The sequence below is a fragment of the Alteromonas sp. ABD4_190 genome (genome assembly GCF_056160105.1).
In genome coordinates, this window is the sequence record NZ_JBSWWN010000001.1 from 1,883,625 (window position 1) to 1,895,814 (window position 12,190).

Genomic DNA, 12,190 nt, shown 5'->3' on the forward strand with positions numbered 1-12,190 from the left:
TAAGAAAAGCACCCGAGGGATAAGAGGGCTTAACAATACATATTTCGCCTTTACAAACATCCTCTTACTATGTGGTACAAGGAATTAACGAGTGGTAATAGCCCGGCTATTTAAGTACGTATCAGCATTGCTCATCAGTTGGATGTTGCTAAGCGTCAGCGTTTCGGCTAGCAGTCAGCTTACCGTTAACGAATCCTTTGAGCGCCAGATTATTAATCTCCATGCGCGTTTGTCTGTCGCCCCCACTAGCGCCACATATTTTGATGTTTTACATGGTAACACTAAAGATATTTCAGCCAACGCCTCTTTTTCCGATGAACGTATATGGTACTCCACCGAACTTGTTCATACGGGCTACAGCCCTATTCCACTGGTGCTTAATGTTGACCGCTTAAATGTTGACGATTTACAGATATTTCTACTTGATAGCAGTGAACGAATTATTAAGTCCTATCGTTATCAAGCAGGAAAAGGTGACTATTCTTTAAGGCAGCCTCTTCCTAATATAAGACTGGCTTTTACGCTTCAGCCCTATCAGGACGCTCGCTTACTGATTGCGGTAAAAGACAAAGGGTTAAAGTACTTTCCAATCACCTTGTGGGAAAGAGACTTACTCGCACAGCACGACACCAATATGCTCACTTTGCTTGGCGCAGTAACGGGCATCATGGCGTTGATTGCGCTCTATTTCCTGTTTTCCTACCTGTATCAACGCATTGCCACCCGCTTTTGGCTTGCCATGTCGTCGCTTGTACTTATGGCACTATTGTTTATAACAGCAGGAGGATTGGCAATTTGGCCAAGCTTAACTAACGGCAGCGAGCACTTCTATGCCGTCTGTTTTTGCATGCTGTTATTGTGCATTGCCAAAGTAACGCACCATCTTTTCACCCGTATCCCCATTACTTTGCGGTCCTTAAGTTATCTTGTACCCGTTGTGGCTACCGCCTACTGTTTTACTGTAAATACTTATATCGCGTCTATCACACTTCTGCTGTTAACCGCAGGCATGGGGCTTTATCACGTTTTGCTAGCACTCGTATTTAAAGATAAAGGGAGCCGTGCAGTCTGCATTACCTATATTCTCGCCTGGCTTTCCTTTTACGCATTCTACGCACTAGTGACGCAGAACTTATTCAGTAATTTGGTTTATACCGTCGATGTTGCTATCGGTATGCTCTTCTTTCTTACACTCGGTTTTCTATGTTTTGGTTTTGCTGTCATCACCAAAGAAAACGTGTTGAATCAACGCCAGCTTTCAACACAGGCAGAAACGATATCAAGCTTGAATCACTTCTATGATTTATTTAGGCACTCAGCAGAAGGGCACTATACATCCACATGGGATGGAAAGCTCATTTCAGTAAATCCCGCTATGTGTAAAGTTTTTGGCTACGACAATGAAGAAGAAATGCTTGCCGAAGCAGAGAACACAAAAGTGTTCTACGCCAGTGTAGAAGATAGGCAAATTTTACTCGGCGAGATTTCGCAGCAAGGTCACGTTACCGGCAAAGAAATACGAGGCAAGCGCCGCGACGGTAGTGAATTTTGGTTTTCTCTCTCGTGTCAAATTCGAGAAAATGACGAAGGCAGCTTTTTGTACGGCTCTATCATAGATATCACTGAAAAGAAGCAGTCAGACTTAAGCCTGCATTATTTAGCTACTCATGACTCGCTGACTGGCGTTTACAACCGACGCCAGTTTGAATCTATGTTCAAAGATAAAGTCGTCAACGCAAGCGACACACCATTGTGTTTACTGTTTTTAGATCTCGACAGGTTTAAGGTGGTCAACGATACCTGCGGCCATAAAGCTGGCGATGTACTTATTAAGGATATTGCCCGTTTGATTGAGAACACCTTGCTTTCAGACGCGCAATTGGGCCGCCTTGGTGGCGATGAGTTTGGCATTATTTATTCAGGTATTGATGCCGACGCCGTTTACTTAAATGCAGTAAAAATCCTTAACGCCGTGCAGGCTTATCGCTTTATGTGGGACAACCGCATTTTCAACTTAGGCGTGAGCATAGGTATGGTGGTATGCGACGATACCGATGTCGACCCGGGCCAGTATTTAAGTATGGCCGATGCCGCATGTTACTTCGCTAAAGAACAAGGAAGAAATCAGGTTCATAGATACAACAAAAATGACGAAAGTATGCAGCGCTACCAGCGCGAACTTGATTGGGTATCCTCTATTAACAACGCGTTAGAAGAAGGTCGCTTCGAGCTTTTTTATCAATCGCTAAGACCATTAAGTAAAACCAGCGACGGGCACTACTATGAAGTTCTGCTGCGTCTTAGGGAAAAAGACGGGCAGCTTGTCGAGCCTGCCAACTTTTTACCCACGGCTGAGCGATTCGAGATGAATGTCAGTGTTGATAAATGGGTTGTAACAAATACCTTCAAATGGCTCTCTGAAAACCCTAAGCACCTTGCAGAATTGAAACGATGCAGCATCAATCTTAACTGCCACTCCCTGGCAGATAGAGATTTTACCTTGTTTATTCTCAATGCATTCGAAACCTTTAATATCCCGCACAACAAAATATGTTTTGAGGTTATTGAGTCGGTAGCCATCATTAAAATGGAAGTCACTCTTGCCTTTATGCGTACCTTTAACCGTCTCGGGTGTTCTTTTGCCCTCGACGACTTTGGCAGTGGCTTCTCATCGTATAATTATCTTAAAAGCTTACCCGTGAGCCAGGTAAAAATTGACGGTATGTTTATCAAGGATATGCTAAATGATAGCGTAGATACGGCTATGGTTGCCTCTATTAACGACGTGGCCAAAGCCATGGGTATGCAAACTGTTGGTGAATTTGTAGAAGATGAAGGCACCATGGCACAGTTAGGCAAGATGGGCGTTGATTTCGCCCAGGGCTACGGTGTTGCTAAGCCCGCGCCTTTACGGGAATTTAAGCCCCTCTGATAACTATCCCTGATATAACCTTTACGAAAAAAGTGATAGCACAAGCGTCAACTCGCGTATAATAAAATGGTAGACTTGCAAAAATAGAAGTCATCCCCACTTATTGCCTACTGTCCAAAGTGTAGAAGTAACATGAGTAGCAAACAGCCTAAGTACGAATATGTCAGCACCGCAAAATTACCTACAAGAATGGGTGATTTTAAAATACACGGCTTTGTTGAAGCCAGTGGTCAGGAGCACGTCGCCCTTTCTTACGGAGAGTGGAAAGAAGACGACGTTGTGCCTATTCGTATTCATTCAGAATGTTTAACCGGTGATTCTTTATTTAGTACCCGCTGCGACTGTGGCTTTCAGTTAGAAAAAGCCATGCAAAATATTGTAGATAACGGTCACGGTGTACTGCTTTACTTGCGCCAAGAAGGCCGCGGTATTGGTCTTTTAAACAAAATTCGCGCTTATAACCTTCAAGATAGCGGCATGGATACCGTAGAAGCTAACGAACACCTTGGTTTTGACGCGGACCTTAGAAGTTACGACATTTGCAAACTCATGTTAGACACCCTTAATGTTAAGCACGTGGAGTTGATGACAAACAACCCTAAGAAGCTTGCCGCACTAAAAGCACTGGGTATTGATGTTGTAGCAAGAAAGCCGATAGATCACGGCATCACCAAAGACAACAAACACTACCTAAAGACAAAGACGGAAAAGCTCGGTCACGCCTTCGACCCGCATGTTTTCAAATAGCTAGAGACATTGGCAACGTCCATACAAGCTAGCATCCATTATCTTCTAAAAGCGCCCACTACAACAATGTGGGCGTTTTCTATTCAGCTTCGGTTAATTATCGTTCGAGCATAATGTATACAGACTTACCACATTGCGCGTAAAAAGCAGCAAATCTGCAGCATAGCAATGTAAGGAGAATGTATGAAAAACATAACCTTTTCGATAGTTATAGCGCTGTCCAGTGCGCAGGCGCTGCCTGTACTTGCTCAGTCGAATACAAACCTTGCTCAGGTTTCGTCTTCAGCCCAGCAGTATTCTGATGCCGAATTAGATAGTGCACTTGCGCCCATTGCCCTTTACCCCGATACACTGCTTACCCATATTTTAATTGCTTCTACCTACCCTTTAGACGTAGTTGCAGCCGACCGCTGGCGTCAAAGCAATAAGCATCTAACGCCTGAACAAGTAGAGGGTGTATTAGATGGCGTAAGTTGGGACCCGAGCGTAAAAGCACTCGCGCCATTCACCGAGCTACTTAATACCTTGGCCAGTGATCTTGAGTGGTTACAGCAGCTTGGCGATAATGTACTTATTGATCAAAGTCGAGTGTTAGATCGTGTTCAGGTACTTAGGCAGCATGCCCATAACACGGGTAACTTGGTAACTAACGACTACATTGAAGTTGAAAGAGAACGTGAAAGCAGTCGAGAAATTATTTACATAGAGCCGCGTCAGAGAGAGGTGGTTTATGTGCCATATTACGACCCACATGTTGTATATGGTAACTGGTGGCACCCAATTTCGCCAATTCGCTGGAGACACCATGTAAGCTACCATCACCATAGCAATGTATACTGGTCTCCAAGCGTTCACCTTTCTACCTTCTTCTTCTTTGGCAGCGTGCATTGGCATAACCGTCACGTAGTCATTCACCGCGAGCCCGTGCGCCGCTATTACCACGGTAGCCCACGTAAACGCGTGGTAAGTCGTGACTATCGCCGTTGGGAGCACAATACAGTGCATCGCCGGGCACGTTATTCTAATCGCGTGATTCACAGTGCGCCTGCGCGCTATGAGCATGCTGGCGCTACCCGGACCAAGCACTTGTCGAACAAGCAAGTGAGAACGGCGAATTCACCGTCTCACTATAACGATAAACGGGTTAATAAGCCTTTAGCGCGCTCTGCAGATAAGCCTTTAACGCGAGTAGGCGATAACAAACCGGTAAGACGGACTATCGAGCCGAAACAGGTAACACCGTTAAGAGAAAATCGCTTTCAGAACAAGCAAGATTCTGTGAAGCGCAAACAATCGATAGAGCATGCGCTGAAACGCAATCAATCGGTGGCTAAAAATGAAAAACCAACGCGGAACAACACACTTAAAGCCTTGAAGCGTGACAAGCCGGCTAAAACAGCGCCATCGCCACAGTCTAGGAAGTATGCAAACAGGAATGGTGCGCAACATGGTTCAGTGAAGCAAAACGTAAATCGTCAACGGATTGAAAGGACGAGTCCACAACACCGTTCCGTTGCCCGTGAAAGTAGTAAACCTAAGCGTGTAGAACGAACATCTAGCCATAGATCGGTAAAACAGTCTCAGCGAGAAAGACCACAAAGGCAAATATCTCGGGTGGAGCGCAGCGTTTCAAAAGGAAATAGCTTTAAACACTGATTTTAAGAATTTAACTTGCGTTGAACACTAGCCTTTACAAAAAGAGGGCAAGGATGGATGGTTATATAGCGGCTTGCAGATTCAGCGTTTGCATGCCGCTTTTTTTATTTGGTCACTGCGCAGACGCGTGAAATCTCACTAAAGCCTCTACAAAGCGAAGTGGAGACTGGGGGTCAAGGTTGAAATACAGTGAGGGTTCAATGAGCTCAAGCTCCATTATCGCCCAGTTGTTATTCTGTTTCACCAAATCAACCCGCGCATATAGTGCGTCACAGGGCATAGCTGCCAGTGCTTTTTCAGCGACAGCCAATTGTTCACTGTCTACGGTTATAGAGTGCAAGCTGCCGCCATGCTCTTCTTGCACGCGAAAGTCGCCTTTTTGCGGCACTTTCTTAATGGCATGGCTGAACTCACCACCGAAGTAAAATAATGAGTACTCCCCTTCATCAACAACGCTACTTAAGAAAGGCTGGATCATAAAATCTCGCTGTTGAAATGTATCGTAGAGTACTTTCTGATTCACATGCCCCTCACGCCAGTCGTCAGCAGAAAGCTTGAAAGTATCATCAGCGTTAGCACTCAGCGTGGGTTTAATCACCACAGTGTCACAGCTAAAATGCGCAAAAGCTTCCTCTATAACACCGTTATTGAACTCGCTCCCCCACATTGTTTCGACAATAGGAACCCCGTTGCTCTGTAAGTCTTTAAGGTAGAGCTTTTCAATATTCCACTTCATCAAGGACAACGGGTTCAATAACACCGCACTCGACGTATTAATACCTTCTAAACACGCTAAAAAGTCTTCAGCGTGCTGCTGATAATCCCACGTACTGCGAACAATAACATAGTCAAACTTATCCCAATTCGGCGAGTCGCTATGCCATGAGACAGTTTCAACAGACCACCCGCGTTTTTCGAAAAACGGAATTAATAATTCATCATAAACAAAAAAGTCTTCAAGATTATCGGTAGACAAAAAAGCGATAGCTGGCATAACTGAGTCCTTAATTTACACGGGCTTCGGCGCATTAATGTTCTGTAATAATTTAAGTGTCTATACCAAAGTCAAATAGCGTAGACACCGCAACTGGCGTAGACTTCAGCGAAATTAGCACACCTATAATTTTTAACCTACACTTATTGCAAAACAACCATCGGAGATTGGCATGCAGTACCCTTGGCTCCTTGAAGGTCATAAAATTTTTCGCGTTGTAATTGCTGTTCAATTACTCATTGCTATCGCTATTGGTGTATTTACAGGTGAACTTTTACCTGCGTTTATCTTAGGTGTTCCTATTGCAGCTTTGCCACTTGTACTCAGCCTTCAAAACCCTTACTCGGCGATAAGCCGCCATGCTATGGCAATCGGCGTTCAATTGCTAACTGCGCTTCATATTCATCAATCTTTCGGTTTAATCGAAGTCCACTTCGAAATTTTTGTCCTTCTTGCCTTTCTTTCTTATTTCAGAGACTGGAAAGTGGTTGCAACAGGGACTGCGGTTGTAGCAGTTCATCATATTTCATTCTTCTTTTTACAGTCTGGCGGAGCGCCGTTGATGATTTTTGAGGAAGGTCACGTAACTTTCCCTATCCTGCTTATGCATGCTGCTTTTGCATTGTCCGAGGGTGGCGTATTGATGTACATGGCTAAGCAAGCCCATCAAGAAGGTGCAGGCGCCGCCGAACTACGCTTGGCCATTGAAACCATGCAGCAAGATGATGGCAAGCTCGATTTGTCCGTTGAGCTAAATCGCGGCAATAAAATAGTCAGGCCTTTCGCTGAACTTATTGATCAAGTGAAGTCTCTCATCGAGCTTGCTTCTAACTTGACTGATGAAGTGGTAAAAGGGGCTTCAAATATGGAGTTAGCAGCTAATAACATGTTTGAAATTAGCAGAAATACTGACCAAGAACTTGCCATGGTGTCGGCATCGTCAGAAGAAATCGCACAAACCATGCAGCTTTCAACAGAGCAAACTACCCTTGCTAGTGATAAAGCGTCGGCAGCGCAAAGTGCCTCCCAGTCTACCCGCGACTCTATTTCTCAATCCAGTAAAACAATAGACTCGTTGCGCAACACGCTAAATGCTGCGGCGCAGACTAATACAGCGCTTAACGAACAATGTTCACATATTTCTGACGCCATGCGCTCTATCACTGCTGTGGCTGAACAAACTAATTTGCTTGCACTGAATGCTGCCATTGAATCAGCTCGCGCTGGCGAACACGGCCGCGGTTTCGCCGTGGTAGCCGACGAAGTGCGCACCCTGGCGATTCGCTCAAAAGAAAGTGCAGACCAAATTACTAGCATTACTGAACAGCTAGTAGCACAAACCGCCAGTTCGGTTGATCAAATGCAAACCTGTATACAACTGGTCGATGAAGCTGTTGTTTCAAGTGATAGTGCCACATCGGCCATGTCAGAAATCATGCAGCAAATCCGCGAAGCCAGCGAAAGTATGACTGAAATTGCCACCTCTGCTGTGGAACAGGAAACCGCGTCAGCTTCCATTGCGCAAAGCACCGCGCGATTGAGTGAACTTACTTCTGAAGAGCTTGCTACCGCTGAATCGCTTGCAGGTGAAGTTGAAGTGTTGTCACAAATTTCTCAGCGTATGCGCAGCGCAATTGAACGCTTTAAGCTGTAAACACAAATCTTAAAGCACAGTCGAAAGCGTTTTATCTCATGCATAAAAAGGCTAGCTGGCTGCTACTTATATTATGGGCGATAGGGCTGCTCTGCGCCCTATTAGTATATGGCCAGCGTCAGCTATCAGACTTCGACCCTAACGGCGAATTGCTGCACCGCACTACTGCGCCAGACTTTGACGCCACCCTCGTTTCAATATTAGAAACACAGGATATCCAACCAGGTTCTATCATTCATGTGGGAACTCAGTCCCGCTGCTATTGCGACACGCTAACAAAACCACACCAGTCTCAGTTGCTAGCAAAGCTCGGGGATTACTATCACCAAGTCAGGTTAAACGTGGAAGATGTACCTGAACTAGCAGCTATACTTGAGGCCGTGCCGGCCCTTATCGTGATAGATAAACAAGCGCAACTTCGCTATCTAGGCCCTTACGCCACAGGCTATGGATGCTTTACTGGCAAAAACCTCGTCGAACAGGTGGTAAGCTACACCACGCAGCATCCCTATGCAGGTGCCGTTATTAACACTGATGCTACAGGTTGTTTCTGCTAAAACGCAGGCGCATCAATAGGAAGACTCATGCCTTTTAGGTGAGACACTACGCTGCGACCCAATGCACTTAAATCATAGCCGCCTTCTAACATACTTACGATACGACCTTCGCAACATGTATCAGCAACGGCGCGAAGCTGTTGACTTACCCAGAAATAATCATCTTCCACTAGGCGGAGGTGAGCCATTGGGTCTTCAGCGTGAGCATCAAAACCTGCAGAGATAAAAATTAGTTCAGGTTGAAAGTTGCGTAATGCATCAAACCAATACTGCACTTTTTCCCGAAAAACCTCTCCTGTTGTGCCTGCTTCTAGCGGTACAGAGAGAATATTACTTGCCAACACCGGCGAGCCACTGTGCGGATAAAAAGGGTGCTGAAAACTGCTGCACAGCATAATGCGCTGGTCGCCGGCTACAATTTGCTCGGTACCATTTCCGTGATGCACGTCAAAGTCTACAATGGCAACCCGTTTTAGCTCATAGTTTTGAAGCGCGTAGCGAGCAGCTATAACAATGTTATTAAAAATGCAAAACCCCATAGCACTATCGTATGTCGCGTGGTGCCCGGGTGGCCTAGTAGCACAAAAGGCTTGCCGGTCATTGCCTTCCATTACCCAATCGACAGCATTACACCCTGCTCCCGCTGACTCTAGCGCTGCGTTTAAGCTGTGGCGCATCAAACCTGTGTCTTCATCTAACCAAGCCACGTTGTCTTTGTTTTCTGAATACAGCGTTTTTTCGTGGTCGTTAAAGATAGATTGAGCTGCATGCTCAAATACACTTTTCACATAATATGGGTCGTGCGCTAGTTTCAGGTAGGCTTCGGCAATAGGCGTAGCGTCAGCATGCTCACACACCATATCGAGTCCTGAAGAAAGCAGTTGGTCGTCAATAGCAAATAAACGGTCTGGCGATTCGGGATGGTCCTTGCCTAAATCGTGTTTGGTGCCGTGCTTGCCGCGAAATATTTTAATTGTCATGTAGAGATGCCACGTCTAGTACTAACTCTATATCACTGGGGTCGCCAGTAAATTTCCGTTTAAATTTGGCTTGTTCGAAAATAGTGATCATGGGGCTATTATCGCCACGCACATAGGCCATCATTTTCGCAATGCCTCTTATTTTTGCTACCGTGATAAGCTCGTTTAACAAGCGGCTTGCCATGCCTTTTCCTTGCTGGGTTTCCCGAGTGACAAAAGCGGCTTCGCAGGTATTGTCGTTTGGGTTGTAGTAAAAGCGCCCCACTGCGTGAATAGTAATGCGCGAGCCCTCTTGCCTCACAATACACAGCGCTGCATCAGAGCTTTGATCTACCGACACCAAGTTACACGACTTTTCACGGGACATTTGTTTCGGGTCGTAGTTGTAGCGCAGCCTTAACGTTTCTTTTGTGTGGGAATAAAAGAATTCTTGCAGACGCCTTTCGTCTGCCGGATTCAGAGGGCGCATGTAGAACGTTTCGCCTTGAATATTAAGCTTTTTAAGCTGAATAGCTCCCAGTTCTGGAATATCTGTGGGGTACTTTTCTTGGTAGTGGGGCACCCAATAATGCTGACGTACTTCTTCTAACAGTGCTGCACGGAACTTAGGATGGGCCACGCGAATAAGCTCTAGCGCACGCTCTCGAATACTCTTACCTTTAAGTGACGCTATACCGTATTCGGTTACCACATACTGCACATTTCCGCGGGAGGTGACCACGCCTGCGCCTTCGCTTATACGCGGCGTAATGCGGGAGATAGTTTCATTTTTTGCGGTGGAAGGAAGCGCAATGATGGCTTTACCGCCTTTACTAATAGACGCGCCAGTAACGAAATCAACCTGCCCTCCTATGCCGCTGTAAAAGTCATAGCCCAGTGAGTCGGCTACTACCTGCCCGGTTAAGTCCACTTCAAGGGCACTGTTTATGGCAACCATATTGTCGTTTTTGGCAATATTAGTAGGTTTGTTAACGTAGCTACTGGGGTAAAATTCAATATGCGGGTTGCTGTCGATTAAATCGTATAGCTTGCGTGTACCAATGGCAAAACTGGTAACAATTTTACCGGGGTGGAACGTCTTTTTCTTGTTGGTAATAGCGCCAGATTCCAACAGTTCGATAATACTATCGGTAAGCATTTCGCTATGGATACCTAAATCTTTGTGATTACACAGGTATTTCAGCGTGGCGCTAGGTATTTTACCAATACCAAACTGAAGCGTTGCGCCATCATCAACCAACATAGATACATACTGACCAATGCGTTCTGCCACTGAATCTATTGGTGGCGGCGACACTTCTACCAATGGCTCTTCGGCTTCTATACACGCCGTTATCTCACTAATATGAATATAAGAGTGCCCTGAAGTTCTTGGCACCTGAGGGTTAATTTGGGCTATGACTTTTTTGCTTTGCCTAATTGCAGACATGGCAATATCTACCGCTGGGCCTAGGGAACAATAGCCGAACTCATCTGGTGGGCTTACGTTAACAAGGGCAGCATCAAGCGCCAGCGTGCCATCGCTAAACAAGCTAGAAATTTCAGAGAGGAATACGGGGGTATAGTCAGCTCGGCCTTCATCAACAGCCTTTCGCATGGCTTCGCCGCCGATAAAAAACGTATTAGCTTTAAAAAGGTTTTTATACTCGTCTTTTACCCACCGCGTGTCACCTAAGGCCAGCATATGCACCAGTTCGATATCGCTAAACCCTTCGCTGTTATCAATAAGGTGCTGCACCAGCGCGTGCGGTACCGCCGCATTCCCGCCAACAAAGACACGACAACCCGACTTTATCAGCGACGACCACTGCGGCGCTTGAGGTAAGTTAAATGCCATTTCCATCTGCCCTGTTTTAAGCAATATCCCATGATGCCATAAATACAGGCAATTTCATGTATTAACCCGACGCAGCGCTATAAGCGATTAGTCTTAACCTTAAAACGCGGATACAAAAAAAGCCTACATGATCGAAAGCGCGCCTTTGCGGTTATCGATAAGTAGGCTTCAGTGATTTTAGCTTTTAATCGCTAGGCGTTATTTTTTGTATAGACCGCCAAGCACAGATCCCCAACGAAGCACGGTAGTATAGCTTAAGAAAACTAAAGCTCCGCAAACGTTGCCATGGTACTCAGCGCCCTAGAAGCGGAATTTTTCCAACCAATTTCTGAAAAAAGGTGAAATAACGGACTTACTGTTCGCAAGGCGATGCCCATCGTTTAGCAGCAACAATTGCGCCTTTTGATGACGGGCATACTTAAGGCTGTTTTCAATAGGTACGATGTCATCATTCCAACCATGCACCAAGCTCACATAACCATCGTACGGGAAGCGTTGAATCTTGTAGTTAGGCAAGTAAAGCGCAGGCGCCATCAAAAACACGCCTCTGGCTGAAATCTGACTTGCGGCAGCAAGTGATACATAACCGCCCATGCTCGAGCCTACTAACACGACGTCATTACACTTTTCAGCGATGGTTTCTTTTAAGCGCTCTAGGCGGGCTTCGGGGCAGTCGAGATCTTGATAATCGATACTCTCAACACCAAAGCCCATATCGCTTGCTACATTAGAAAGCGTGGTAATCTTGCTGCCCCATGGCCCGCTTTCTTTACCGTGAGAAAAAACAACGGTGGTCATTACCAATATCCCTATTCAAAAAAATTGAAAAGTTT

9 protein-coding genes are annotated in these 12,190 nt (G+C 45.6%); 5 read left to right on the forward strand and 4 right to left on the reverse strand.

Annotated elements, in window-relative coordinates; genetic code table 11:
• Positions 1–142 precede the first annotated feature (142 nt).
• The 3 genes from ACXAFM_RS08310 to ACXAFM_RS08320 all read left to right on the forward strand — a co-directional run bounded on the left by ACXAFM_RS08310 (position 143) and on the right by ACXAFM_RS08320 (position 5,335).
• Positions 143–2,932 carry an EAL domain-containing protein gene (locus tag ACXAFM_RS08310; protein ID WP_474830547.1) on the forward strand — a complete coding sequence of 930 codons (2,790 nt, stop codon included), beginning with the start codon at positions 143–145 and terminating at the stop codon, positions 2,930–2,932.
• Positions 2,933–3,064: 132 nt separating this feature from the next.
• Positions 3,065–3,679, forward strand: a complete 615-nt coding sequence (ribA, locus tag ACXAFM_RS08315) for a GTP cyclohydrolase II (RefSeq protein ID WP_014947836.1) — start codon at positions 3,065–3,067, stop codon at positions 3,677–3,679.
• A 183-nt stretch (positions 3,680–3,862) separates the two neighbouring features.
• Positions 3,863–5,335: a DUF3300 domain-containing protein gene (locus tag ACXAFM_RS08320; RefSeq protein WP_474828558.1), complete on the forward strand. Its 1,473-nt coding sequence runs from the start codon at positions 3,863–3,865 to the stop codon at positions 5,333–5,335.
• A gap of 112 nt (positions 5,336–5,447) precedes the next feature.
• Here ACXAFM_RS08320 and ACXAFM_RS08325 read toward each other — a convergent pair whose 3' ends face one another.
• Positions 5,448–6,329 (reverse strand): ATP-grasp domain-containing protein, encoded by an 882-nt coding sequence (locus ACXAFM_RS08325; RefSeq protein ID WP_474828560.1) that lies wholly within the window; start codon positions 6,327–6,329, stop codon positions 5,448–5,450.
• A 172-nt stretch (positions 6,330–6,501) separates the two neighbouring features.
• Here ACXAFM_RS08325 and ACXAFM_RS08330 point away from each other — a divergent pair, with 172 nt between their 5' ends.
• Entirely contained in the window at positions 6,502–7,983 is a 1,482-nt protein-coding gene (locus ACXAFM_RS08330) for a methyl-accepting chemotaxis protein (RefSeq protein ID WP_474828562.1), read from the forward strand.
• 38 nt (positions 7,984–8,021) lie between these two features.
• Positions 8,022–8,540: a DUF6436 domain-containing protein gene (locus tag ACXAFM_RS08335; protein ID WP_474828564.1), complete on the forward strand. Its 519-nt coding sequence runs from the start codon at positions 8,022–8,024 to the stop codon at positions 8,538–8,540.
• On the opposite strand, the gene ACXAFM_RS08340 is transcribed toward ACXAFM_RS08335, so the two are convergent.
• From ACXAFM_RS08340 to ACXAFM_RS08350, 3 genes are all read right to left on the reverse strand, one after another.
• Positions 8,537–9,520 (reverse strand): histone deacetylase family protein, encoded by a 984-nt coding sequence (locus ACXAFM_RS08340; protein ID WP_474828566.1) that lies wholly within the window; start codon positions 9,518–9,520, stop codon positions 8,537–8,539. The two genes, ACXAFM_RS08335 and ACXAFM_RS08340, sit on opposite strands and share 4 nt — an antisense overlap.
• Positions 9,510–11,357, reverse strand: a complete 1,848-nt coding sequence (locus ACXAFM_RS08345; RefSeq protein WP_474828568.1) for a GNAT family N-acetyltransferase — start codon at positions 11,355–11,357, stop codon at positions 9,510–9,512. Before ACXAFM_RS08345 ends, ACXAFM_RS08340 begins: the two co-directional genes overlap by 11 nt.
• Before the next feature lie 300 nt (positions 11,358–11,657).
• Complete coding sequence (locus ACXAFM_RS08350; RefSeq protein ID WP_474828570.1) at positions 11,658–12,155, reverse strand: YqiA/YcfP family alpha/beta fold hydrolase; 498 nt, start codon at positions 12,153–12,155, stop codon at positions 11,658–11,660.
• Positions 12,156–12,190 lie beyond the last annotated feature (35 nt).

Coding starts and splice junctions, on each gene's coding strand:
- ACXAFM_RS08340 (WP_474828566.1), bottom strand. CDS start 9,520: ATGACAATTAAAATATTTCGCGGCAAGCACGGCACCAAACACGATTTA.
- ACXAFM_RS08325 (WP_474828560.1), bottom strand. CDS start 6,329: ATGCCAGCTATCGCTTTTTTGTCTACCGATAATCTTGAAGACTTTTTT.
- ACXAFM_RS08320 (WP_474828558.1), top strand. CDS start 3,863: ATGAAAAACATAACCTTTTCGATAGTTATAGCGCTGTCCAGTGCGCAG.
- ACXAFM_RS08345 (WP_474828568.1), bottom strand. CDS start 11,357: ATGGCATTTAACTTACCTCAAGCGCCGCAGTGGTCGTCGCTGATAAAG.
- ACXAFM_RS08335 (WP_474828564.1), top strand. CDS start 8,022: ATGCATAAAAAGGCTAGCTGGCTGCTACTTATATTATGGGCGATAGGG.
- ACXAFM_RS08350 (WP_474828570.1), bottom strand. CDS start 12,155: ATGACCACCGTTGTTTTTTCTCACGGTAAAGAAAGCGGGCCATGGGGC.
- ribA (WP_014947836.1), top strand. CDS start 3,065: ATGAGTAGCAAACAGCCTAAGTACGAATATGTCAGCACCGCAAAATTA.
- ACXAFM_RS08330 (WP_474828562.1), top strand. CDS start 6,502: ATGCAGTACCCTTGGCTCCTTGAAGGTCATAAAATTTTTCGCGTTGTA.
- ACXAFM_RS08310 (WP_474830547.1), top strand. CDS start 143: ATGTTGCTAAGCGTCAGCGTTTCGGCTAGCAGTCAGCTTACCGTTAAC.